The 22,830-nt window shown below is 46.4% G+C and carries 23 protein-coding genes; 12 read left to right on the top strand and 11 right to left on the bottom strand.

The features are described 5' to 3' along the window. The first annotated feature begins 51 nt into the window (after positions 1 to 51). The 3 genes from IEV98_RS08000 to IEV98_RS08010 all read left to right on the top strand — a co-directional run bounded on the left by IEV98_RS08000 (position 52) and on the right by IEV98_RS08010 (position 2,335). Positions 52 to 690: a 30S ribosomal protein S16 gene (locus IEV98_RS08000; RefSeq protein WP_188505345.1), complete on the top strand. Its 639-nt coding sequence runs from the start codon at positions 52 to 54 to the stop codon at positions 688 to 690. A 100-nt stretch (positions 691 to 790) separates the two neighbouring features. Next, a complete protein-coding gene (rimM, locus tag IEV98_RS08005) occupies positions 791 to 1,312 on the top strand; it encodes a ribosome maturation factor RimM (RefSeq protein WP_188505346.1) in 522 nt (173 codons plus the stop codon). A gap of 66 nt (positions 1,313 to 1,378) precedes the next feature. Next, positions 1,379 to 2,335: a methylenetetrahydrofolate reductase gene (locus tag IEV98_RS08010; RefSeq protein ID WP_188505347.1), complete on the top strand. Its 957-nt coding sequence runs from the start codon at positions 1,379 to 1,381 to the stop codon at positions 2,333 to 2,335. Here the strand turns inward: IEV98_RS08010 and IEV98_RS08015 are convergent. Next, positions 2,316 to 3,995 carry a glutamine--tRNA ligase/YqeY domain fusion protein gene (locus IEV98_RS08015; RefSeq protein ID WP_188505348.1) on the bottom strand — a complete coding sequence of 560 codons (1,680 nt, stop codon included), beginning with the start codon at positions 3,993 to 3,995 and terminating at the stop codon, positions 2,316 to 2,318. The two genes, IEV98_RS08010 and IEV98_RS08015, sit on opposite strands and share 20 nt — an antisense overlap. Positions 3,996 to 4,086: 91 nt before the next feature. Here IEV98_RS08015 and IEV98_RS08020 point away from each other — a divergent pair, with 91 nt between their 5' ends. Continuing rightward, positions 4,087 to 5,388: an FAD-dependent oxidoreductase gene (locus tag IEV98_RS08020; RefSeq protein ID WP_188505349.1), complete on the top strand. Its 1,302-nt coding sequence runs from the start codon at positions 4,087 to 4,089 to the stop codon at positions 5,386 to 5,388. Positions 5,389 to 5,426: 38 nt separating this feature from the next. Here IEV98_RS08020 and IEV98_RS08025 read toward each other — a convergent pair whose 3' ends face one another. After that, a complete protein-coding gene (locus IEV98_RS08025; protein ID WP_188505350.1) occupies positions 5,427 to 5,900 on the bottom strand; it encodes an Lrp/AsnC ligand binding domain-containing protein in 474 nt (157 codons plus the stop codon). 397 nt (positions 5,901 to 6,297) lie between these two features. On the opposite strand from IEV98_RS08025, the gene IEV98_RS08030 reads away from it, so the two are divergent. Then, positions 6,298 to 7,341 (top strand): hypothetical protein, encoded by a 1,044-nt coding sequence (locus IEV98_RS08030; RefSeq protein ID WP_188505351.1) that lies wholly within the window; start codon positions 6,298 to 6,300, stop codon positions 7,339 to 7,341. 6 nt (positions 7,342 to 7,347) lie between these two features. On the opposite strand, the gene ruvC is transcribed toward IEV98_RS08030, so the two are convergent. From ruvC to IEV98_RS24800, 3 genes are all read right to left on the bottom strand, one after another. Then, the gene (ruvC, locus tag IEV98_RS08035; RefSeq protein ID WP_188505352.1) at positions 7,348 to 7,914 is read right to left on the bottom strand and encodes a crossover junction endodeoxyribonuclease RuvC; all 567 of its coding nucleotides are present in this window, start codon (positions 7,912 to 7,914) and stop codon (positions 7,348 to 7,350) included. Between the two features lie 66 nt (positions 7,915 to 7,980). Then, positions 7,981 to 8,520 (bottom strand): energy transducer TonB, encoded by a 540-nt coding sequence (locus tag IEV98_RS24435; RefSeq protein WP_229738619.1) that lies wholly within the window; start codon positions 8,518 to 8,520, stop codon positions 7,981 to 7,983. A 70-nt stretch (positions 8,521 to 8,590) separates the two neighbouring features. Next, positions 8,591 to 8,818, bottom strand: coding sequence for a hypothetical protein (locus tag IEV98_RS24800; RefSeq protein WP_503826834.1), 228 nt, complete (start codon positions 8,816 to 8,818; stop codon positions 8,591 to 8,593). A 201-nt stretch (positions 8,819 to 9,019) separates the two neighbouring features. Between IEV98_RS24800 and IEV98_RS08045 the strand changes: the two genes are divergently transcribed. Further along, positions 9,020 to 9,994, top strand: coding sequence for a lysylphosphatidylglycerol synthase transmembrane domain-containing protein (locus tag IEV98_RS08045; RefSeq protein ID WP_188505353.1), 975 nt, complete (start codon positions 9,020 to 9,022; stop codon positions 9,992 to 9,994). After that, the gene (locus tag IEV98_RS08050) at positions 9,975 to 11,114 is read left to right on the top strand and encodes a glycosyltransferase family 2 protein (RefSeq protein ID WP_307726852.1); all 1,140 of its coding nucleotides are present in this window, start codon (positions 9,975 to 9,977) and stop codon (positions 11,112 to 11,114) included. The genes IEV98_RS08045 and IEV98_RS08050 overlap by 20 nt, the downstream gene beginning before the upstream one ends. Positions 11,115 to 11,123: 9 nt before the next feature. Here the strand turns inward: IEV98_RS08050 and IEV98_RS08055 are convergent, their stop codons facing one another. The 5 genes from IEV98_RS08055 to IEV98_RS08075 form a co-directional block, all read right to left on the bottom strand. Then, positions 11,124 to 11,879: a lysophospholipid acyltransferase family protein gene (locus tag IEV98_RS08055; RefSeq protein ID WP_188505354.1), complete on the bottom strand. Its 756-nt coding sequence runs from the start codon at positions 11,877 to 11,879 to the stop codon at positions 11,124 to 11,126. 96 nt (positions 11,880 to 11,975) lie between these two features. Next, complete coding sequence (locus IEV98_RS08060; RefSeq protein ID WP_188505355.1) at positions 11,976 to 12,491, bottom strand: hypothetical protein; 516 nt, start codon at positions 12,489 to 12,491, stop codon at positions 11,976 to 11,978. Positions 12,492 to 12,526: 35 nt separating this feature from the next. After that, positions 12,527 to 13,231 (bottom strand): SDR family NAD(P)-dependent oxidoreductase, encoded by a 705-nt coding sequence (locus IEV98_RS08065; RefSeq protein WP_188505356.1) that lies wholly within the window; start codon positions 13,229 to 13,231, stop codon positions 12,527 to 12,529. A 12-nt stretch (positions 13,232 to 13,243) separates the two neighbouring features. Next, on the bottom strand, positions 13,244 to 14,236 hold the full coding sequence (locus IEV98_RS08070; protein ID WP_188505357.1) for a lysylphosphatidylglycerol synthase transmembrane domain-containing protein: 993 nt from the start codon (positions 14,234 to 14,236) through the stop codon (positions 13,244 to 13,246). Between the two features lie 87 nt (positions 14,237 to 14,323). After that, entirely contained in the window at positions 14,324 to 14,659 is a 336-nt protein-coding gene (locus IEV98_RS08075) for a hypothetical protein (RefSeq protein ID WP_188505358.1), read from the bottom strand. 136 nt (positions 14,660 to 14,795) lie between these two features. On the opposite strand from IEV98_RS08075, the gene IEV98_RS08080 reads away from it, so the two are divergent. From IEV98_RS08080 to IEV98_RS08100, 5 genes are all read left to right on the top strand, one after another. Next, positions 14,796 to 15,320 carry a hypothetical protein gene (locus IEV98_RS08080; protein WP_188505359.1) on the top strand — a complete coding sequence of 175 codons (525 nt, stop codon included), beginning with the start codon at positions 14,796 to 14,798 and terminating at the stop codon, positions 15,318 to 15,320. A gap of 57 nt (positions 15,321 to 15,377) precedes the next feature. Further along, on the top strand, positions 15,378 to 15,899 hold the full coding sequence (locus IEV98_RS08085; protein ID WP_188505360.1) for a DUF2911 domain-containing protein: 522 nt from the start codon (positions 15,378 to 15,380) through the stop codon (positions 15,897 to 15,899). Positions 15,900 to 15,986: 87 nt separating this feature from the next. Continuing rightward, on the top strand, positions 15,987 to 16,859 hold the full coding sequence (gene rfbA / locus IEV98_RS08090) for a glucose-1-phosphate thymidylyltransferase RfbA (RefSeq protein WP_188505361.1): 873 nt from the start codon (positions 15,987 to 15,989) through the stop codon (positions 16,857 to 16,859). Between the two features lie 3 nt (positions 16,860 to 16,862). After that, positions 16,863 to 18,002, top strand: coding sequence for a GDP-mannose 4,6-dehydratase (gene gmd, locus IEV98_RS08095; protein ID WP_188505362.1), 1,140 nt, complete (start codon positions 16,863 to 16,865; stop codon positions 18,000 to 18,002). Between the two features lie 108 nt (positions 18,003 to 18,110). Further along, positions 18,111 to 19,052 carry a DUF8428 domain-containing protein gene (locus IEV98_RS08100; protein ID WP_188505363.1) on the top strand — a complete coding sequence of 314 codons (942 nt, stop codon included), beginning with the start codon at positions 18,111 to 18,113 and terminating at the stop codon, positions 19,050 to 19,052. A 16-nt stretch (positions 19,053 to 19,068) separates the two neighbouring features. On the opposite strand, the gene IEV98_RS08105 is transcribed toward IEV98_RS08100, so the two are convergent. After that, positions 19,069 to 22,788: a sensor histidine kinase gene (locus IEV98_RS08105; RefSeq protein WP_188505364.1), complete on the bottom strand. Its 3,720-nt coding sequence runs from the start codon at positions 22,786 to 22,788 to the stop codon at positions 19,069 to 19,071. Between the last annotated feature and the right edge of the window lie 42 nt (positions 22,789 to 22,830).

Here is a 22,830-nt window from a genome sequence, read left to right on the forward strand (position 1 = left end):
CAGCACAAGGCTTCCGGGAACTATGTTGGATACATAATTAACAAAGAAAAAATGGCAGTTAAAATCAGATTGCAAAGGCACGGTAAAAAGGGAAAACCTTTCTACCATGTAGTAGTAGCCGATTCGCGTGCTCCCCGTGACGGCAAATTCATCGAGCGTATCGGCTCTTATAATCCCAATACTAATCCAGCTACCATCGATTTGAATTTCGATAAGGCACTTGATTGGCTGGGAAAAGGCGCGCAGCCTACGGATACCACCCGCGCGATCCTATCGTATAAGGGGGTGCTCTATAAGAAGCATTTGTTGGGTGGAGTGAGAAAAGGTGCTTTTGATGAAGCAGCCGCAGATGCCAAGTTTGAAGAATGGCTGAAAGCTAAAGAAGCAAAAATACAAGGTAAGGAAGAGGGCTTGGCGCAATCCAAAGAGGAATCCAGGAAAGCTGCTTTGGCCGCTGAAGCGAAAAAGAAAGCAGCGATTGCTGCAGCGGTAGCCGCTAAAAACACACCTCCTGCCGAGGAAGCTCCCGAAGCTGAAGAGGCAGGTGACGAAGAGGTTGTGGCGACCGGAGAGGAAACACCAACGGCAGAAGCAGCGGTAGCTGAGGAAGCAGTTGCCGTTGAAACTCCTGAAGCAGCGGCAACGGTAGCCGAGGTACCTGCTGAGGAAGAGAAAAAAACTGAGGAATAATATCGTATTCATCCAGTACCAAGGAAAGCCGCTCAGGGGGGAGATTAATCCGCTCGGAGCGGCTTTTTTTTGACTGGTTTCAAGAGGTTATAAGGGGAAAATGGAAGTAGCAGGTAGTTTTTATATCGGATATATCAGTAAGACCCGGGGCCTTAAGGGGGAGGTGCAACTGTTCTTTGAGTTTGATGATTATGAGGCTTTGGCGTTGGATACCCTATTTCTGGAAATCGATCGTAAGCTCGTGCCTTTTTTCGTGGATAGTCTCAAGATGCAATCCAATCGCACGGCTTACCTCTTCCTGGCAGATGTGGATCATATCGATAGCGCAAAGGCGCTCGTCCGCAAAAAAGTTTATCTACCAAATAATAAGAAACCCGAACGTGACGCGGATGATTTCCGCCTCACCGATTTGAAGGGATTCGCCGTATATGATCGTACCTATGGAAAATTGGGGGAAATTATAGCCGTACACCAATATCCACAACAATACGTAGCTGCGGTGATATACAAAGAAAATGAATTGCTGTTTCCATTAACCGATCAACTCATTGTATCGATCGACCGAAAGGATAACAGCCTGCAGGTCGACTTGCCGGATGGCTTGGTGGATGTGTATTCATAAAAAGAGTATTGACCAATATCAATAATTTGTCTAAGTTTGGCGGCTGCATAAACTAGGCTTGTCGATATGAAGATTACTGAGCACATTAAAAATGCAAAGGGAAAGACCCTTTACTCGTTTGAGATACTGCCTCCTATAAAAGGACAGAGTATCCAATCAATTTTTAATGCGATTGATCCGCTGATGGAGTTCGCTCCACCTTTTATCGACGTCACCTATCTGCGCGAGGACTATATCTATAAGCAGCATCCGAGTGGTCTGTTGGAAAAGGTGGCCTATCGTAAAAGGCCAAGCACGGTTGCTACCTGCGCGGCGATCATTAATAAATATAAGGTTGATGCCGTGCCTCACCTGATTTGTGGCGGGTTTACCAAAGAGGAAACTGAAAATGCCCTCATTGACTTGCAGTTTTTGGGTATTGAGAATGTGTTGGTATTGAGGGGGGATGCGCGTAAAAGCGATAGCTCATTTATCCCGACACCCGGTGGTCATGCGTATGCCTCTGAGCTGCTCCAGCATGTGGTCAACATGAATAACGGCCGATACCTGCATGAGGATATGGAAAACTCGGAAAAGACCGATTTTTGTATTGGTGTGGCAGGATATCCCGAAAAGCACTTCGAGTCGCCAAACTTAGACACGGATTTCAAATACCTGAAGAATAAGGTAGCATTGGGTGCCGAATTTATAGTGACTCAAATGTTTTTTGACAACAGCAAATACAAGGCTTTTGTCGACAACTGCCGGGCAAACGGTATCCATGTGCCCATTATTCCGGGGTTAAAACCACTAACGAGCAGCAAACAACTGGTAAGCCTACCTAAGATATTCCACCTGGATATCCCCCTGGAGCTGAGCGAGGCTGTGCAGGCCTGTAAAACAGAGCAGGAGGTCCGTGAAGTTGGCGTCGAGTGGATGATTCAGCAATGTAGGGAGCTCAAGGAAATGGGAGCACCGGTGCTGCATTTTTACACAATGGGTAATCCAAAGCCGACCAAGCGGATCATAGAAGCGGTGTTTTAACCAGCTCCTTCGCCCACGTGTCGCGCAGGGTTACCGTACGGTTAAACACCGGACGATCCGATGTCGATTTCGTGTCAAGTGTAAAATAGCCCTTTCTGATGAACTGGTAGCCTTTGCCGGATATCGCATTCAGCAAGTCGGGTTCCACATATGCCTTTTCAATGATTTGCAGGCTCTCCGGATTGATGGTTGCCTTAAAATCACTTTCTGCAGCCGGATTTTCGACATTAAACAGCCGATCGTATAGCCTTACTTCCACGGTCTTGGCGTGGGGTATGCTCACCCAATGGATCGTTCCCTTTACCTTGATGCCGCTGGTGTCTTCCCCACTTTTGGATTCGGGCAGGTAGGTGCAACGGATTTCCGTGACGTGACCGTCCGTATCCCTCACGAAATCTTCGCACCTGACGATGTAGGCATGTTTGAGTCTAACCATCAGTCCCGGTCCGAGGCGGAAGAATTTTTTTGGCGGATTTTCCATGAAGTCCTCCCGTTCGATCCATAGTGCATTGCTAAAGGGGATTTCGCGCTCACCTTCCCCGTCTTCGACCTCCGGATTGTTTTCGCCAGTCAACATTTCTTCTTTTCCATCCGGATAATTGATGATAGTCAATTTTATCGGATCGAGTACCGCCATACGGCGCCATGCGGTTTTATTGAGGTCTTCCCGGATACAAAACTCCAGCAGGCCTACATCGATAATGTTCTCCCGCTTGGCCACCCCGATGCGTTCACAGAAGTTGCGGATGCTCCCCGGTGTGTATCCGCGCCTGCGTAATCCACTGATAGTGGGCATACGCGGGTCGTCCCAGCCTTCAACATACTGTTCATTGACCAATTGGAGCAATTTCCGTTTGCTCATTACCGTGTAATTCAGATTCAACCGGGCAAATTCATATTGTTTGGAGGGAAATATTTCCAACTGGTCGATCAGCCAATCGTACAATGGCCGATGAGGGATGAATTCCAGCGTGCAGACGGAGTGCGTAATCTGTTCGATCGAATCACTTTGCCCGTGTGCAAAATCATACATGGGATAAACGCACCAGCTATCACCCGTTCGGTGGTGGTGTGCATGTTTTATGCGAAACAACAGCGGGTCACGCATATGCATATTGGGGCTGGCGAGGTCGATTTTGGCCCGGAGCACTTTGGCACCATCGGGGTATTTCCCCGAGCGCATTTCTTCAAACAAACGGAGGTTCTCCGCGATGTCGCGGTCGCGGTAAGGTGTCGGCTTGCCTGGTTCGGTCGGTGTGCCTTTTGCCGCGGCAATCTCCTCCGAGGTGCTGTCGTCGACGTAGGCCATTCCTTTTTCGATGAGCTTCACCGCATAGCCGTATAGCGTATCGAAGTAATCGGAGGTGTATAACTCCTCGGCCCATTCAAATCCCAGCCACTTGATGTCGTTTTTTATGCTTTCTACGTATTCGGTTTCTTCGGTTACCGGATTGGTGTCGTCAAACCGAAGGTTGGTCTTGCCATTATATTTTTGTGCTAATCCAAAATTGAGTACAATGGATTTTGCGTGGCCGATATGCAGATAGCCATTTGGCTCCGGCGGGAAACGGGTCAATACCCGTCCACCGTGCTTGCCGTTTTTAATATCTTCTTCAATGATCTCCTCTATGAAATTGAGAGATTTCTCGTCATTTGTCATGATGCAAAGGTAATTATTAGTTTTGATCAAAAAATAAACCTTGGTGAAGCAATTATGTCTAATTTTACGTCTTTCCTCTAAATCGACAGGTATGAATAAACGGTATTTACTCTTTTGTCTGCTCTTAACATTGCCATTCCATGGTCTTCCTCAAAGTAAGCGCCCCCAGGTGTTGGTGTATGGCCATGGGGTGGATGCCTATGCCGCAGCGCTTCAGTCATCGATGTCAAACCTGAATACGGTTTGGGTTATCAACGGAGATCGGATGATGCCGGAATTGACATCAGAATTCGTTTCAATAGCTTCGAGTGCCGACTTGGATGCGGGGATATGGGCGGCTCTTTTGGCAGGAACGTTGCAGAAGGATAAGCCCAGCGATTCGCTTTCTGCCGTTGCGAAGCGGCGGATCAATCCGAGGATAGTGCAGAACGTGGTCGATAGCGTAGTGAAGGTGTCGAAAAACCTGACCATTATTGAAAAAGGGCAGCTCCGCTCCGTGAAAAAATCGGGCAAAAATTGGCAGGTCGAGTTGACGGATCGGACCAACTATAAGGTTCGGGCCATCGTCGATGCGTCTTCAGATGCATACCTGTGCCAACTGGCATACGGCAGCTTGGATAGCATCCGTGTGCGGACCGATATTTCAGGTGATTATTTCCAGTCGCCACCTTATGAGGGGCTTTCGCGTACGGGAGTCGCTGTGGGTGAGTCGGATGGTCGCGGCTTTACGCTGCCATTGGCAGCATTGGTGCCGGCGGATGATAGCAACCTGTTTTTGACCCAACGCGGGCCGGTCGTCCGGAGCCTGCTAAGCGGTACAGCGGATGATGTTCCACTGCTCATGCACGTAGGGCAGGCTGTCGGCGCGGCCGCCGCATACACCGCCTTCTATAAAATTACTTCCGATAAACTGGATGTCCGCAATGTACAGGGAGAACTTCTGCAGTACGGGAGCAGGCTGCTGCCTTTGGTGGATGTCCCGGTAGAGGACCCGCATTTTTCTGCTATTCAACGTGTATGTGCTACCGGGATGCTATTGGGTAGGGTAGAAGCGAGTGGACGCTTATATTTTGACGCCGATACGGCGGTAACAGCCGGTGAGATAAAGCCGGTGCTGAACCAGCTCTTTTCAAGGAGCCAGATATGGTTTGTAAATCACGCCGATGTCGATACCCTCACGTTGGCAAATCTGTTCAGTTATATCAAATTCGTCGGCCAGCGTGGCGATGAGTTGGAGGGCCAGGTGCAAAAGTATTGGAAACGTCGTTTCCATTTCGAAGGAGAATACGATGAACAGCAACTTGCAACACGTAGGCATGTGGCGGTATTGTTAGATGCCTATTGCAAACCCTTTGATGTAAAGTTGGGCATGGATGGCGTTGTCCAGCGTTGAGATCGCAGTTCCGCACGCTATGTAGTGCCGATACCGGCCTAGGTTAAACTAATCTGCCGCTTAATGCTTTCTTCCAATGAAATGATGGTTTCAGTCCGTTGTATGCCTTTGACGGCTTGAATATCTTCGTTCAATACTTTGCGGAGATGCGTCGTATCCCGGCATATGATTTTCGCAAACATGCTGTAAGTACCCGTGCAATAATGGAGTTCGACAACTTCTTTTACCTGTTTTAGTTGTTCGACGGCATTATTATACTGAGAACCTTTCTCCAGATAGATTCCTAAGAAGGCCGTGATGTCAAATCCGACTTTTTGAGGATTTATTGTAAGGTTTGAGCCTCTTATTATACCTAATTCTTCCATCTTTTTCATTCTTACATGGATAGTTCCTCCTGAAACAATCAATTTTTTGGCTATTTCTGTGTAAGGTATGGATGCATTGTTCATCAACATAGATAAAATCTGTATATCTAAGTTATCAAGGTCTAAATTTTCGTACTTTTTTTCCATAGTTAATGATGATTATTTCAAATAATTTCAAATTTATTTAAAAATTTGGTAAAAAATCAATTTTTTCGATTAAAAAATTTCATTTAATGACTAATGTTGTTATATTTGTATCAATGAATCAGCTGAATAATTAGAAAATAGCTGATTGTGATGATGCCCTCCCTCAATTTAATATAGGTTTATAATTGGTTAGCGTTGAAGCTCCTCTCCCAAAGGAGCTTCTTCCTTTTATCGCAGTTGTGTTTTTAAGTTTTTACTCATTTTGGTTTTAATAATAGGTGTTTGTTGCCAATTATTCAAAATTAGGTAGTATATTCGGTTTATTTATGAAAATTTTTCAATTTTATACACCTGTCAATCAAAACCGTACCTTTACATAGAAAAGGTACCCCTATATATGGAAATGGAAGATGTGAAGATTTCCCGGAAAAAACCAGTATATCCTGTCAGTCCAGCGTTGCAGAAATACCTTCGCAATTACCAACGGGACGCACGCATGCCCGTTGGCTATGCAAATCTGATGGATTTCTACGAAACCCTGCCGGTGATCGACAAAAACGGCAGGGATACGTTGTGGGAAACCCCGATCTACCCACCCCATATTCAGGAGAACCTGTATAATGGGTTGAAAATCATCTACGCGGAGCTCAAGGCATCTGGCAATACGCGTATCGTGGAGCACAAATATATCGAACGGGTGGAATACTGTGCTTTCGGGAATACGCATCCCTTCAGAATACGCATAGTAAACCGATTGAACGATGTGTACGACTACTTTTATGTGAAACAAGCTGATGCATCGCGAATATATGGGCTGGAATTGGAGCAAATCATATCCCCCAACCCGGTAAACTACCTGGTGGATGGGCAGACACTCGTGGAAGAACATATCGTTGGTATTCCCGGAGATGTGTTTACGCATTCATTGATGTATAATCCGGATTATAATCCCAAACGAATCGCCAAAGAGTTTGTGAAATTCAATGAACGATGTATCATTACGCTATTGGGTGATATGCGCGCATATAACTTTGTGGTACAGATAACGCCCGATTTCGACGATTTTCAATTCCGGATCCGGGCAATCGATTTCGATCAGCAATTTTATGAGGGAAACCCGAGGGTTTACATGCCTCAGTTCTTCAAGGACAACCTGTCTTATGTACAATTATGCATGGAACACCTGACCGACCGGACTGTATTACAATACCAACAAGAAGAACGCTCCTCCATTGTTCACCGGATACGGAGCGAACGCCACCGCATCGCTGCGTTGCGTGATGTATCCAATACCGAGGAATTATCGACTGCTGCCAATGTGAAGAAACTCCGGGAAGGTTATGCGTATTATTACAAGAACGATAACTACCTGAAATGCCATACAATGACCGATATCATTGAACTGAATGTGAAAAATGTGATCCGGCAGGTGAAACTCTAGTCCCCGCTACTTTAAGCGGTCGGCATTCTCCTTAACGAACGCTGTCCATCCGGAGTAGTTTGCTTTAGAACCGACGGTCACGTTGTTTTGGAACGCATGGCATACCGCAGCTGCCAAGCCGTCGGTAGCATCCAGAAATTGGGGGGTTTCGTTGAATTTCAATAGTGTTTTGAGCATGGCCGCTACCTGCTCTTTGGTTGCATTACCGTTGCCTGTAACGGACTGCTTGATTTTCCGCGGCGCGTATTCGAAAATAGGGATACTTTTGCTTAGTGCTGCTGCCATGGCAACGCCCTGTGCACGGCCAAGCTTAAGCATCACCTGTATGTTTTTGCCATAAAAAGGAGCTTCAAGTGCCATGCAGTCCGGTTGGTATTGCTCGATGAGCGTGCTGGCCTTTTCAAAAATGCGTTGCAGTTTAAGTCCATGATCATTCAGGTGATCCAATTTGATGACGCCAAGATTAATAAGGGAAAGCTGTTTGCCAGCTTCCTTGATGATACCATAACCTAGTACGGTTGTACCGGGGTCAATTCCTAATATAACCCGTTCCTTATTGATCGACTGCTGCATCCTGCAAAATTACGCTTTTTTGAGGAACGAGCGGATGGTCAATTCACCATCCGCTCGTTCCGAGGTTTACCGGCTGATATCGAGTCCAATGGGTAACGTATAGGCAACACGAACTTCACGGCCGTTCTGTATACCAGGGTTCCATTTTGGGGCAGATTTTAATAGCCTTATCGCCTCTTCCCCAGTACCGAACTTGAGGTCACGGACGATTTTAATATCCGTTAACGAGCCATCCCGTTCCACAATAAACGTCAGGATGATTTTTCCTTTCACGCCATTGGCTATCGCACCAGCCGGATATCGGTAATTTTTTTGAACATAATCGAAAAAGGCTTGCATGCCGCCCGGAAACATCGGTTCAATTTCTACGGTTATAAACGGCTCATCACGCTGCCCGGTGGTTTCTGTAATGACAGCTTCGCCATAACCGTGCCCGACAGGCCTGTCGATATGGATGGTCGCGCCGGGATTGCCCGTAAGGGTTTGAGATGCCGGTTCTGCCAGTTTGAGCGCTGCTACTGAAGGGGGTTCTTCGGTTGCTTGACTAGCTTTGACCACTTCGGGGGGCGGCATGCGTACCCGGCTTGTACGGGGTGTTGATGGCAAGGCAATCGCAGGAAGAGGCAAAGACCTGTCAACCGGAGGCGGCGGAGCTAATTCGATAATACGCTCCCTTTCAAAAGGATCGAGGATGGCGTGGCTGTCCGTGACCGGGAACAGCCTGTTTTTGATTAATGGAACAAGAAGTGCAATGACAAATACGGTGGAGGCAAACGAATAATGCTACGGAGGCATTTTTGGATGCATCCTTTCGTAACACATAGGCGCCATATTGTTTGTTGCGCCCTTCGAAAATGACATCCAGCCAGCTTTGGCTGAAAATATCCTGTTTTGGATGAAACATAACGATGAGGATTAAAATGAACAAAAATTGAACAAAACGGCCGTTATGTATATCCGATGGAAGCTAAGCTTTCCTGTTACCCTATTGATGATGTTTTGCAGCTAATTCCATAAACAGCTTCTTGCCGGTGCCGTACTACCGCATCAATAGACAGCTTATTATTATGAAAAATTAGTAACATTGCACGCTAAATCATCGAGTTTGAGCAATAGGACAAAAAAAATACTGGGTATTGTACTCAAGATGGCCATTCTGCTTCTAGTGGCTTGGGTACTATACCGCAAACTCAACAATCACCAGAATCTGCGGGAATTTGAGCGGCTGATGCGCAGCTTAGGTACGGATATCGTAGTAACGACGTTGTCTGTGGTCATTGCCTTGATGTTTGCCAACTGGCTTTTGGAAGTGGTGAAGTGGCGGTACCTTTGTCGGCATATTGAGCGGATAAGTCTTTGGAAAGCTACTCAATCCGTGTTTTGCGGATTGACGTGGGCGGTCTTCACGCCAAACCGCATCGGTGAATATGGGGGACGGGTACTGTTTCTTAAACCTCGAAAGCGCATTTTTGGGGTGGTGGCAATGGGTGTTGGCGCGTTGGCGCAATTGGTCTTAACGAGTGTAGCCGGTTCGCTCAGTATCGCTTGGTTCCTCAATCGGTTTTTCGATATCGGCCCCCTTTGGGGCTTGGCGTTATGGTTGGCCGCAGCAGGGTATTCGGCTTTTTTCCTGATCCTTTATTTTAATGTGAAATGGATAAATAGCTGGATAAGGCGCATTGGGTTGTTGCGTAAGTTCCATCGGTTTTTTGAAATTCTAACCAACTATAGCCGTAAGGAGCTGATGGTAGTCTTCATTAATTCGATAGCGAGATTTGTTATTTTCACTTCACAGTATTGTATCCTCATGTTGGTTATTATCCCCGACATAGAATTCTTGCCCATGCTGTTATTGATATTCATTCTTTTCTTTGTACAGGCCGCATTGCCTACGCTCGACCTGTTCGATTTCGGTGTCCGAAGTGTTACGGCAAGTTACCTGTATGCGCACATTACAGACCATGATATTGCGGTGATGGCGATTGCTTCTTGCATTTGGTTTATAAACCTTATATTGCCCGCCATTTTGGGTTCGGTGTTTGTCTTAAAAATCAATTTCTTTGGCGACACAGCTAGTTAGTATTGCGCTGGCCATATTCACTGGCATATATGTATTGCTGGTATGTTATATGCGGGCGGGATGGTTCGCATTGCCATTCTATTCCAGGAAAAAATCACCCCAAACGAAGGTAAGTGTGCTTATCGCTGCACGCAATGAAGAGGCTAATATCGGGCGTACGCTTTCGGATATCTTAGCACAGCAATTTCCTCGGGATTTACTCGAAGTCATCGTGGTGGATGACCACTCTACGGATAATACTTCAGCAATCGTGCAATCATTCGAGGAACAGGGTGTGAAGTTGCTGAAGCTGGACGAGTCTGAGCCATTGAATTCGTACAAAAAGAAAGCGATATCCGTTGCCATTGCGACGGCGACCGGTGATCTTATTGTCACGACCGATGCAGATTGCCGGATGTCCCCAAATTGGCTGGCCACGGTAGTGAGCTATGTGGAGGAAAATGGATGCTTTCTCGTTTCCTCACCAGTTGTCTATTCAAATCAGCGGGGCTTTTTCGAAGAGTTGCAGACGCTGGAATTCCTCTTCCTAATCGGATTGGGCGCGGCGGGCATCGGAAATAAACGGCCATCCACCTGCAATGGAGCCAACCTGGCCTATCGCCGGGATGTATTTTATGAAATGGACGGATTCAATGGAATCGATCACCTCGCTTCCGGAGACGACGAGTTGTTCCTGCATAAGGTAGCAGCAAAATATCCCGACAAAATTGGTTTCTGCAAATCAAGGGATGCCATCGTCTATACCGATGCAAAAAAAGACCTGATTGGATTCATTAACCAACGCAGGCGGTGGGCGTCAAAGAGTACACACTATAAAAATAAAGGAATCGTTGCACTGGGCGTAGCGGTATGGGCCTTCAATTTTATGTTACTCGTCGCTGGTGTCTTTGTGTTGTTTTTTGGCAACGGAACACAGCTGGTATCGGTATTTACGGCGGCACTCGTAGCAAAATTAATTGCGGAGGGCACTTTTCTGTACCCGCTTTGCCATTTCGCCAAACGCACGGGGTTATTGGCTTATTTGCCCTTGCTTACCATCGTGCACATCGTTTACATCGTATATATCGGTATAGCGGGCAATATGGGGAAATACCAATGGAAAGGGCGGCGGGTGAATTGATTTAACCTGCTAGATTTTAGTTTCCCGAGTGTTATTCTCCACCTTTTCTTTGATACTTACCTCTACCCGGGCTACCAGGTCTTCCGCATTGAGGCCCCGGGGCTCGATGGGTTCCAGTACCTCCCAAGACATCCTTGTAAAGGGATTGAGCGGAAAAAAACCGTAGCGGACCATTTGCCACGAATTACGGATAGCAATGGGGACCACCAATACATCGGGAACTTTCTTTAATATGGTAGCGATACCACCTACGTTGAATGGCTTGATTTTTCCGGTTTTGGCGCGTGTGCCTTCGGGAAAGATAAATGCCGACCAATTTTTTGCTTTCATGTTGTTGGCCAGCTTGAGGATTTCGGCTATGGATTGCTTGGGGTCCTTTCGGTCAATGTTGGCGGCACCTCCATGACGGAGATTGAATGATATGCTTGGAATCCCCCTTGCCAGCTCAATCTTGGAAATGAATTTACCATGGTGTTTGCGTAGAAAGAAGATCAGCGGGGGGATGTCATACATGCTCTGATGGTTGGCCACAAAAAGAATGGGCCTATCCATAGGGAGGTTTTGCCGGTTTGTGAATTTTATGGTATTACCTAATACGTAATAGGTAGCAAGTAAACACAGATTGAGGGCATCTACGCATTTTTTGTGGCCCTGATAGCCGCCCAATTTTAAGCACAGCCATTGTATGGGGTGAAATATGGTAATGATGATGCCAAAAAGCAAATAAAAAATAGGAGAAAGGAGGTACCCGAAAAATTTTCTCATGAACAACTATACACTGGTATATGTGCTGAAAAACGCAAATATATGATTAAAAAGTAGTATCGCAAACGGCGGTTTGCCACGGAATGATCGGCTTGTTTATCGAATGATACGTGTTTCCTGAAAATAATCACGGGTGTAACTGCCCGGCAACGCGTGGTCCCCTTCAGTGAAATCGAAGTGGACAACATTGATGTCGGGTAATTCCGTATAGGCATAGGTAGCTTCCATGATATACATCTGCGCTCCGGAAGAACCCATTTGCTGCGTGAGGTACCGGGCGTCGATGATCTGAACAAAAAGCGTATCATTCGAAACCCGATTTACTTCCAGATTGATTTCCGGATAATTTGCGATCAACGCTTGCGTAAGTGCGTCGAGCGATAGCGATGCGCGATTGAATTCGGGATTTTTTTCGGCCTCCAACTGCTCGGATCCATCAACAAAAGCCGCAATATAAGGTAGTGACGGTAGCGCTGCATCCATATCCTCGGCAATTTCCGTTGCCGGGTCGTTTTGTGTTTTTCCGCCTGCATTTTCCCGTGATTCATTTCGGCAAGAAAATAGGATAAGTGCGGAAAACGCCAATGATAGCGATAACGGTAATGTTTTCATTCGTGAATAGTTTTCATCTCCATTTTTATTCGCTACTACGGGGTGGTTACTGCCACTGGCAATACTTTCCCATTGAAAAATCGATGGCCTGTGAGGGCGAAGTTGGCGATGTAGTCGCCCATCTCTTTTGCCGTCACCGGCGACTCATATTGCGGAAACGCTTTTGCAAGCATTTCTGTTTGAGCCGAACCCAAAGCTAAGCAATTTATTTTAATGGCGAGCTCCGCAAGTTCCAGGGCTAAACATTCCGTAAGCGCATGGAGCGCTGCCTTGCTAGCTGAGTAAGCTGCCAAGCCCGGAAACTTGACGCTGCCCTGGTATCCACCCATGCTGCCGATATTCACAATGTGGCTGCCGGATGGCATCAATGGTAGCAGATGTTGTATCATCTGTATGTGCCCTAGGAAATTGCTTTCCAGCATGGTTGTGCAATCGTCTTTGGTGGTCTCGGCAAATGGTTTGTTGATGAGTGTACCCGCATTGTTGATCAATATATCCACCTGTCCGATTTTTTCAATCAGGAGCGGAAGCAGGTCGTTTTCATAGTCGCCATAAACGATGTCAAAGGACAACGTATGTATAATCGATTCAGGATTGCGCCGAATGGCGGCTTTTTGCAATTTGTTCAAGCCATCTTGTGAACGGGCCACCGCGACAATGCGGTTGCCTACCTCGGCCAATGCCAAAGCCGTTTCAAATCCGATACCGTTGCTTGCTCCGGTGACTATAATGTTTGCCATTGATTCGTGTTTTTAGCGATGCTCTTCGTCGTCATTTTCTTTATCCATTTCGGCCTCTTCAGCTGTAGGCAGCCGGTCCTCACCCAAACCCTGTGGATGGAGAATAAAATAGGAACCGAATGCGGCCAATGAGGCGGAAGTGAGGTAGAACAGCAAACTGATAAGCAAAGCGAGGTGTTTGTCCATTTGGAAGTATTCCGCACCAAAGACAAAAACCATCTCCCGTGCACCGAGTCCTCCTACGGTGAAAGGTACCACCGCTACCAAGGAGGAGAGCAGGAACATGAATAAATAAGGAGAGAATTTGCCCTCAAATCCCAGCGCATATAGTAAAAATATGACGCAGATGACCTGCATGGACTGTACGCCCAGCGCTTTAAAGTGTGTTCGTACAAACCTTTTGCTGTAATCAGAAAAATACCGATGGATAATAACGTAGTACGCCACGGAGCCCAGTACAACGACAACGATGGGGATTTCATTCGGGATCTGGAGGCGCGGTATAAAAATCACCAATGTCGATGTAATTAAGCACAGCGCCCATAGGCCACTTAACCGGTCGAAGAAAACTGCGGACAGAAGCTTGCGGCCCTTAACCCTGAATTTGCGCCGCAGAAAATAGATTTTATATCCGTCACCGCCAACTCCTCCGGGCAAGAACAGGTTGTAAAACAATCCCAATAGGTACAACTTGAGATTATATCGTTCAGACAAATCTAGGCCTACGCCTTTGAAAAAACCATTAAGACGGGATGAAGCGATGAAGATCGAGCAGCAATAGGCTGTAAACGCGAGGAGCAGGAATACGGGATTGGAACCCAGTATAGCTTCTTTGATGAACTGCCAAAAACTGGGTGGAAATTCGTCGGAACCCGCTTTGATATTCTCCATTGCCTGCTCCCGGTAATCCGATTCGACTTTACTAAACACCCAATACAACGCAGCAGCCGTGATGCAGACCTTAAAACCAGTTTTGGTTATACGCCAAATTTTATTTCGAGTCATGGGTTTGAAAGCAAAGTTCCGCAGACGTAGCCGACAACGGCTCACGCACCAAAGGTATGAAAAAGGAATCGCAGGTGGTAATTTGTGTTAGTTAAAGATGATTGGATATATCCTCGAATACAGCATGATCAAATAGATGATCAGCAAGGCCGAATTCAATGACAGCATCCAGTTAAGATCCGTCTTTTGATATTTGTGGCGGAGGGTAAGTATCAGCAAAGTGAGGAAACTTGCGAAAAGTAAGCCGGGAAATAGGAGGGCCCATTTATTCTTGATATATACAAATGTCTGGCTCAAAGGGCCTACTGTTTCCTTCTCGAGGATAACGGGCGCAAATGCAAATAACAGTAGTAACATAAATAATCGAACCAATGTTTTTGCCGCGAATTTACTGATGGTATGGTTTTTGGACAGTGTCGTCATACAAAGCAAATAAGGAGCTTAAAAAAACAAACATACGTGAATATCCTAAATGACGGGTAAAAAATAGTTCATTTTATAGATGGATTCACTACCTTTACGTCATAAAAAGGCACGATTATCAATCATCTGATGTACTATGAATAAATCAGTATTTTTTCTTGCAACGCTAATAGTTAGCTCATTTTTTTCGATATCCTGCTCCTCCCAACAGGGAGCTGTAGACGGTGGTCCCGCTGCTTCTGCATGGCGCAAAGGAGTGAAGGGGCAGTGGGTATTGCAGTCGGTTGACAAAGAGAATTTCCCTACGGCTTATTCCGTCAAGACCATTTTTGAGGAAGCCCCTGCGGAATGCTTTATCGGTAGTGTTTGGAATCTGCCGAATAATGGAAAAGGTAGTATTACGTTCGACGCCGATGGAAAATTATGCGCGCCGGGCGCGGTGCGGGATATCGTCTGGTCGATTTACAATCCCGGCAAAGGAAATGGGGAACCCCAGTTTCAATTTAAGAAAATCTATCCAGGGGACAAGGCAAGCAACGTGACAGCAGGTTACCGATTGGATTTGGCCTATGCGGATGCCGATCAGCTAACACTGCGCATGCCTTTGGATTTAGACGGCCAAACGGGTTATCTGGCATTTAATTTTGAACGACTTCAATAGCGCGTATATGCGGGAGCATATCATGAGTATAATTTATAGACTTAATAATTAACGATTATGAAAGCAGCTATTTTATCTTTCCTGATGGTATTGGCCGTGTCAGCACTATCTATTGCTCAACAAGACAAAAGCCAGCGGGCAAGTCCGCCGGATAGTACGATTGTAACGACCGACGACGGCGTTACGATTGCCATCCATTACAGCAAGCCGTCGCTGAAGGGGCGTCAGATCGGTGTAGAAATCGCGCCGTTTGGTAAGGTTTGGCGCACCGGGGCCAACGAGGCCACTACCTTTGAGGTGGATAAAGATGTCTTGATACAGGGGCAGCCGCTCCCGGCCGGGAAATACGGGTTGTATTCCATACCCGGAGAAAATACCATGACAATTATTTTCAATAACGTCTGGGATCAATGGGGCACTCGCTATGATGAATCGCAAGATGCGCTGCGTGTGACAGCTACTCCCTCCGGCGGCGGGGAATTGGTCGAACAATTTACCATCAAAGCAGACAAGGCTGGAACGGTAACGCTGCGTTGGGGCGATGCCATGGTGCCATTCATCGTTAAAGCGGCGCAATAGGGTTGCCGCAGCCATTATTCACCAATCTTTTTTCGCAATCATCCTTAAATTTAATAGCTTTACCCGCAACGTTATAAAAAAGAAAAGGTGAAAGGTATTATTTTGGCTGGGGGGTCGGGCACGCGATTACACCCGTTGACGTTAGCTGTGAGCAAGCAGTTGATGCCGGTGTATGACAAACCGATGATTTATTACCCCCTATCTACGCTTATGTTGTCGGGCATCCGTGATGTGTTGATTATTTCAACGCCCCATGACCTGCCCGCATTTCAAAAACTATTGGGCGACGGTTCGCAAATCGGATGCTCATTTTCCTACGCGGTGCAGGAGGTACCTAATGGACTGGCGCAGGCGTTCGTTATTGGAGAAGATTTCATTGGAAATGAAAAAATCGCATTAATACTTGGTGATAACATTTTCCATGGCGATGGGCTGTCGCGATTGCTGCAGCAAAGTGCGGACCCCACAGGCGGCGTAGTCTTTGCCTATCCGGTTTCCGATCCGGAACGGTATGGCGTTGTTGAGTTCGACGAGCAGCATGATGTCGTTTCCATCGAGGAAAAGCCGACTCATCCCAAATCCAATTATGCCGTGCCGGGTTTGTACTTCTATGATAATTCGGTGATTGAAATAGCCAAAAACATCCAGCCGTCGGCACGGGGTGAATACGAAATTACGGATGTAAACAGGGCGTACCTCCAGCAAGGGAAGTTAAAGGTCGGTGTGTTTAGCCGTGGAACCGCTTGGTTGGATACGGGTACCTTTACGTCTCTCATGCAAGCGGGGCAATTTGTACAGGTCATCGAGGAGCGGCAGGGACTGAAGATCGGCTGTATCGAAGAGGTGGCCTACCGTATGGGGTTCATTGATGCTCAACAGCTCGAAGCCATCTCGCAACCCTTATTAAAAAGTGGGTACGGGCAATACCTGTTGAAATCGGTATTGAAACTGAATGGTTAAAACATGGCGAAAATAGCGCTGATAACTGGGATAACCGGGCAGGATGGTGCCTATCTGGCTGAATTCCTGTTAAAAAGAGGGTATCAGGTGCACGGATTGAAACGTAGGAGTTCGTTGTTCAATACCGATCGCATCGATCATTTATATCAGGATCCCCATGAAGTAAATCGTCAGTTTACTCTTCATTACGGCGACCTTACCGACGCTACAAATCTTATCCGGATAGTTCAGGAGACCCAACCGGATGAAATCTACAACCTGGCAGCCCAAAGCCACGTAAAAGTAAGTTTTGACACCCCGGAGTATACTGCGAATGCAGATGGGTTAGGTACGTTGAGGTTATTGGAAGCTATCCGTTTACTTGGGCTTGGGGATAAATGCCGATTTTACCAGGCGGCCACATCTGAGTTGTATGGCTTGGTGCAGGAAGTTCCCCAAAATGAGCATACACCCTTTTATCCGCGAAGCCCATATGCTGTTGCCAAACTGTACGCCTACTGGATTACTGTAAATTACCGTGAGGCGTATAGGCTTTACGCTTGCAACGGGATCTTGTTCAACCATGAGAGTCCGGTGCGAGGGGAGACCTTTGTGACGAGGAAAATCACCCGTGCAGTAGCACGCATTGCCCTGGGCCTACAAGACAAACTGTTCTTGGGTAACCTTTCCGCCCAGCGCGATTGGGGTCACGCCAAGGACTATGTGGAGGCGATGTGGCTCATGTTGCAGCAGGAAATACCGGAAGACTTCGTGGTGGCTACGGGCATCACCACTACCGTCCGTGATTTTGTGAGGATGAGTTTTGCTGAGCTGGGTATTGCTGTTGAATTTAGCGGTAAGGGCGAGCTCGAAAAAGGGGTGGTTATCGACGCTGACGAGGCACGGCTCACCGAACTCGGTATCCCTGCAGCAAACATCAAATATGGGCAGACCGTGGTAAAAGTAGACCCGGCATATTTCAGGCCCACCGAGGTGGATCTATTAATTGGAGATGCGACCAAGGCCCAACAGAAACTGGGATGGCAACCTAAGTATGACCTGAATGCCCTTGTACAGGATATGGTTCATTCGGATTTGCACTTCATGCGAAAAGAAGCGTATCTTAAGAGCGGTGGTTTCCAATCGTTGAATTACTTCGAATAATCCATAATCATATATCGTATTTGTCCAACTTCTCCGGTAAATGGATGTTGGAACAATTTTTGCATTACAGTTTTTATTGTGTTAGGATAAAGTTTTGCTGTATAAACCATGCAAGAAGAAATACATACGATGCAAGAAACTGGTACTGAGTCCAATCCTGAGGAGATAAGAAGGGATTCCACCAAGATTTATTTCTTTGTAGTGGCTATAGCAGCATTACTCGCAACCAATATATACTTTTACATCAAGTATAAAAATACAGGGGATAAGGTCTACGAGTTGACCAATGAGAAAGTGAATATGCAGGCTGAAATCGATCGGATAGAGGCCGAATTGGACCGATTGACAGGCGAGAATGTCGAGTTGAGTGCTTCCCTTAAAACCGCGCAAGACAGTGTGCGGTCTACCATCACAGCGTTGCGCAGCGAGCTCGCACAAAACAATATTACGAAAGAGCAGTTGGCCAGTGCAAAGCAGGAAATCAACGAATTGAAACAACAGGTGGCGAGTTACTTAACGAACGTGGAGAATTTGCGGAGCGAAAATGCTAAACTCACCTCCGAACGCGACGACTTAAAAGAGGAAATTTCCACTTCGTCCGAGCGCGTAACAGAACTTGAAGAGCAAAATACCGATTTGGTGGGCAAGATAAGGCTTGCTTCGGCTCTTAAGGTTTCGAACATCTCCATAAACGGGATCCGCGAACGCAGTGGCGATAAGCAAAGCGTAGAAGCACGCGCACGGAGGGTGGATAAGTTCAAGATTGATTTCACGATTGCGGATAATCCGCTGGCCGAAGTGGGCATGCATGATGTCTACTTGCGAGTAATAGACCCCAACGGCAATTTGCGGACGACGGATAATGGACTCTTTGAGGTGGAAGGCAATCAAATACAGTATACCTATAAAACAGCTATCAGTTTCCAGAATGACGGGGCTTCTTACGCCATTGAATGGACCGATACGAAGGGGTTTCAGAAAGGCACCTATACCATTCTTTTGTATGCAGATAACTCGGTCATGGGACAGAGTAGCATCGTCTTAAAATAAACTCCCCTATCAACGATTAGCCAGTGGACTGCCTGACGGGCGTAGCTGGAATGCGCAAATAGAAGGTAGTTCCTTTCCCCACATAAGTTTCATAGCGTATACTACCACCCATACCTTCCATGGCCTGCTTTACAAATGCAAGCCCAAGACCCGTTCCGGAACTCTTTGTCGTGAAGTTGGGCTGAAATAGCTTTTCCCGCACTTCAGGGTTTATGCCGTAGCCATTGTCTTGTATGGCTATAGCGACATGATTGTTCTCGTCGTAACTGATTCGGATATTAATGTAGCATTTGCGCTTAGAGAGGGCTGCCTCGATCGAATTCTTTATCAGGTTATTAAACGACCTGAGTAGCTGGTCGCGGTCTCCTTGTATGTTGATGCTATGGTGAGTGCATAGATTAACAATGTTGATTTTCACACCTTCATTGTTGCGAAACACTTCTACAGCTTTGTTCATAATATCCAATACATCAACCTCTTTAAGTTGAGTGTCTGGCATTTTGGCAAACTCCGAAAATTCCGAAGCAATACGCGAAAGGCTATCGATTTGTTCAATGAACGAGTCGCTGAAGCGTGCAAATCGCTCATCAAACCGGGGGTCCTTTTCTTTCCATGAACGTTCCAACTGTTGAATACCAAGCTTCAGTGGCGTAAGCGGATTTTTAATCTCATGCGCTACCTGTTTGGCCATTTCGCGCCATGCGGATTCCCGCTCGGACCGCATAATGGTATTTGCACTTTGCTCGAGCGCAGCAATCATCAGATTATATTCTTTGATGAGGCTGCCGATCTCATCATGCCTTTTCCAGAAAATTGGTTCATTTTGCTTACCGATGCTGGTCTTCGCGAGACTGCGCTGCACCAGTGCCAAAGGGGCGGTGATCTTGTTGGCGACAAATACAGCGAATAATCCAAGTACCAATATAACCAGGGCGTAAATATTAACAAGCGTATTGAGGAGAAGCCCTACATTCTGGCCAAATTCCTTTCGATAGCTGTAATGTGGCAAACTGAGAAATGCAATCGGCTCATATCCGTCATCTCTGATCGGGGCATAAGCTGCAATGAAATTTAGGCTGCCAATATGTTCATGCTGTATGAATTCAGAGCGCTGGTATCGCGCCATATGAAGCCATGCTTGCGGATGCATGTAACGCGATGTTAATGCAAGGTCGTATATCCGTGGCTGGGTGGAATAAATCAGCTGGCCATTTGTGTCATATAGGTTGAGGTCGGAGGCAATGGATTCCGCAATGGCATTGAATTGTTCGTCCGTAGATATTCCACGGTTTAGGTTAGCCTCCTTCAGCCACCTCGACTCGAATCTTCCGGCGATATCCGATACATATTTCAATACGCCGCTTTCCTGCTGTTTTTTAAATTGGCTGCTAATGCTGAAGAATGTGATAATGCCCGCCACGATTAAGGTGAGCACAACAGCTACTACCATAAATGTCTGAATTCGCGTACTGTATAACACTTTATTGGTAAGGATCAAAAAACTCCATCGGAGATTCCTTAAACTGAAATCATTGCTGTTTAGTGTCAGAACCAGCCATCGCGTGATAAAAGCCGAGATGGCAAACAGTAAAAAGACGAGGAAAATGAAGGAGAGTGCGGCAAGCTGCATCCAGCTGCTCTGCTGAGGTCTGCTCACGACGATCAATGTTCTGTCATTTGGGCGATACATCATGTGTTCAAACCCGTCGTCTTTGCCCAACGAAACGTACTTGCGTTGCTCGGGGGGGTAAGCCTCAGCGGATAATGGATATACATAGTTTCCGTATTGGCTTACTAGGTTTCCATATCGATAAAAGGCGTAAGCATATTGCGAAATCAATGCGGTTCGCTGCTGATCTATTCTGCTGTCTGCGAGAATATCCGGATAGGAGGCTAACTGGCCGAAGGATCGGTTCTGCAATTCGATGAGCAGGATGCCCAATGAATTTCCGTCTTCTTGCACCGGAAGTTGGGCGAAATACTCGAAATTACCGAATCGACTATTACCCCGGTAGAAATTTTCGGAGACCTTGATGGCTCCCGATATTACTTTATTGCGGTAGGTTTCCCGTTTGATGGCGGAACTATTGCCAATCGGTACCCAGTCTGTACCATATTCATTGGCGACAAATTCGTACTTGGAAAGGTAGCCACTTAAGTAGGTCCTCTTTAGGTGCTCATTGAGCAGTTCGCGGTTTTCATTTTTCGGTTGTTTGAAGTAATCGATGAGGATGGGATCTTTTACGATTTCCTTTTCCAGATCACGGAATAAGGCAAGCGCATTGGCATCGTCTACTGCTTCCCATTGATAGATGGCTAATTTTTGTTCCTCTTCCTTTTTATCATGTAGGAATTGACTGTGCTTAATTGCGGTTATCGCAGCCAACAATAATAATGTAGAGATAAAAATAGCCAAATCGAATTGCCCGCTGCGCTTTATGTACCAGGCCCGTAATCCGATTAATGCACTTAATAAAAAGAAGGTGACCGGGAAGTGCCTAAGCGAAAAATCATTGAAATATTGAAATGCACCGGCGACAAACAAAACAATTATCCCGACATAAAGCAACCGCCTCGGATTGGGAATGAGTGAGTGGGCAGCCTCAACCAGCAAGTCGATAAGCAGAAGAAGAGACATCATGCTTAGGCACAAGGCAAGTATCCCTATCCAGCTGTATAGGTTAAGACCCAGTATATTCGTGACGTCGAAATTGATGGCTGAATTCATGACCAGACCAGCAAATACTTCAGCTATCGCATAACTTACCAGGTAGATGAGCAATCCGAATAGGAAAATGAAAAGGAAACTTCCGGCTTTTCTGCGCCACACCGTCGGGATTTGGAGCTGTTTTCTGAATGAATACAGGTAGCCCACTGCCCACGTAAATGCAATGATGTTGAGCAAAAGCCCCCCCAAATGCGGAAAAAGAAAACTGGAAGCAAAATAGCGGGGGTCAAAAAGCCCGGTATAGAAATGGGTGGCCAGCCAACCAAAGTGGAGATCTAGATAGCGGATACCAGCCAGGCAACAGCTAAACAAGAGTACGGATGACCATACCCAGCCTCGTCCGGCCAGCCACACACAGATGATATTAAGTAATATGATGACCGAAAACCCTGCCAGCATCCACATGGCAAGCTCCAATTTGGAGAAAAATGTGTCATGTTGCCCCTCGGTTAACTTGACCGAAAACAGGTATTCGCCGGTCGTGCTCCGGATATTATAGATAAGGTGATCGCTGTATTCGGCAATTTCGAGATTGTTGGTCTCGATGAGGTCTTTGGAAAAAACATTCTGCAAATACTCGTTGTTCTGCTGAAAGTCGGATTTTATTGGGATTAGAAACAAAGCAGAAAAATTGCCAGCACTTTTCTTGATGGATTCGTACCATCCGTCTCCGGCTTTGATGATACCAACGCCATTGTTAATGCCGGCGTCTGTTTTAGGAACAATCTTATCGGTACCCCAAATAACCAGTTCGTTATTTACATAGATGAAAGGGTAGATGTTATGCTGTCCAACGAAATAATCGAGAATGTCTTCCGCAAGTTCAACATCGGTTTCCATCGTCTTGAGTGCATTGTAATGGATGGTATCGTTGAGAAAATTGAAAACAATCTGCTCTTTCTTATGAAGATTACTTTGGATGGTTCGGCTATCGAGGAGCAGGATTTCCTCGTTGTCGAAGGTAAGGTTGATGGTAACGGCTGTGCCTATAAAGCATAACGTCAACATCAACAACAATAACCTTATTTTGACAACCGTACTCACCTTGGC

Source organism: Parapedobacter pyrenivorans (assembly GCF_014636865.1).
Classification (GTDB): Bacteria; Bacteroidota; Bacteroidia; order Sphingobacteriales; family Sphingobacteriaceae; genus Parapedobacter; species Parapedobacter pyrenivorans.

Excerpts from the sequence above, each read along its gene's own strand:
- IEV98_RS08085 (WP_188505360.1), top strand. The coding sequence starts at position 15,378 with ATGAAAGCAGCTATTTTATCTTTCCTGATGGTATTGGCCGTGTCAGCA.
- ruvC (WP_188505352.1), bottom strand. The coding sequence starts at position 7,914 with ATGCAGCAGTCGATCAATAAGGAACGGGTTATATTAGGAATTGACCCC.
- IEV98_RS08010 (WP_188505347.1), top strand. The coding sequence starts at position 1,379 with ATGAAGATTACTGAGCACATTAAAAATGCAAAGGGAAAGACCCTTTAC.
- rimM (WP_188505346.1), top strand. The coding sequence starts at position 791 with ATGGAAGTAGCAGGTAGTTTTTATATCGGATATATCAGTAAGACCCGG.
- IEV98_RS08080 (WP_188505359.1), top strand. The coding sequence starts at position 14,796 with ATGAATAAATCAGTATTTTTTCTTGCAACGCTAATAGTTAGCTCATTT.
- IEV98_RS08075 (WP_188505358.1), bottom strand. The coding sequence starts at position 14,659 with ATGACGACACTGTCCAAAAACCATACCATCAGTAAATTCGCGGCAAAA.
- IEV98_RS08055 (WP_188505354.1), bottom strand. The coding sequence starts at position 11,879 with ATGAGAAAATTTTTCGGGTACCTCCTTTCTCCTATTTTTTATTTGCTT.
- IEV98_RS08025 (WP_188505350.1), bottom strand. The coding sequence starts at position 5,900 with ATGGAAAAAAAGTACGAAAATTTAGACCTTGATAACTTAGATATACAG.
- IEV98_RS08020 (WP_188505349.1), top strand. The coding sequence starts at position 4,087 with ATGAATAAACGGTATTTACTCTTTTGTCTGCTCTTAACATTGCCATTC.
- IEV98_RS24800 (WP_503826834.1), bottom strand. The coding sequence starts at position 8,818 with ATGTTTCATCCAAAACAGGATATTTTCAGCCAAAGCTGGCTGGATGTC.
- IEV98_RS08015 (WP_188505348.1), bottom strand. The coding sequence starts at position 3,995 with ATGACAAATGACGAGAAATCTCTCAATTTCATAGAGGAGATCATTGAA.
- gmd (WP_188505362.1), top strand. The coding sequence starts at position 16,863 with ATGGCGAAAATAGCGCTGATAACTGGGATAACCGGGCAGGATGGTGCC.
- IEV98_RS08065 (WP_188505356.1), bottom strand. The coding sequence starts at position 13,231 with ATGGCAAACATTATAGTCACCGGAGCAAGCAACGGTATCGGATTTGAA.
- IEV98_RS08105 (WP_188505364.1), bottom strand. The coding sequence starts at position 22,788 with ATGTTGACGTTATGCTTTATAGGCACAGCCGTTACCATCAACCTTACC.
- IEV98_RS08060 (WP_188505355.1), bottom strand. The coding sequence starts at position 12,491 with ATGAAAACATTACCGTTATCGCTATCATTGGCGTTTTCCGCACTTATC.
- IEV98_RS08030 (WP_188505351.1), top strand. The coding sequence starts at position 6,298 with ATGGAAATGGAAGATGTGAAGATTTCCCGGAAAAAACCAGTATATCCT.
- IEV98_RS08100 (WP_188505363.1), top strand. The coding sequence starts at position 18,111 with ATGCAAGAAGAAATACATACGATGCAAGAAACTGGTACTGAGTCCAAT.
- IEV98_RS08000 (WP_188505345.1), top strand. The coding sequence starts at position 52 with ATGGCAGTTAAAATCAGATTGCAAAGGCACGGTAAAAAGGGAAAACCT.
- IEV98_RS08070 (WP_188505357.1), bottom strand. The coding sequence starts at position 14,236 with ATGACTCGAAATAAAATTTGGCGTATAACCAAAACTGGTTTTAAGGTC.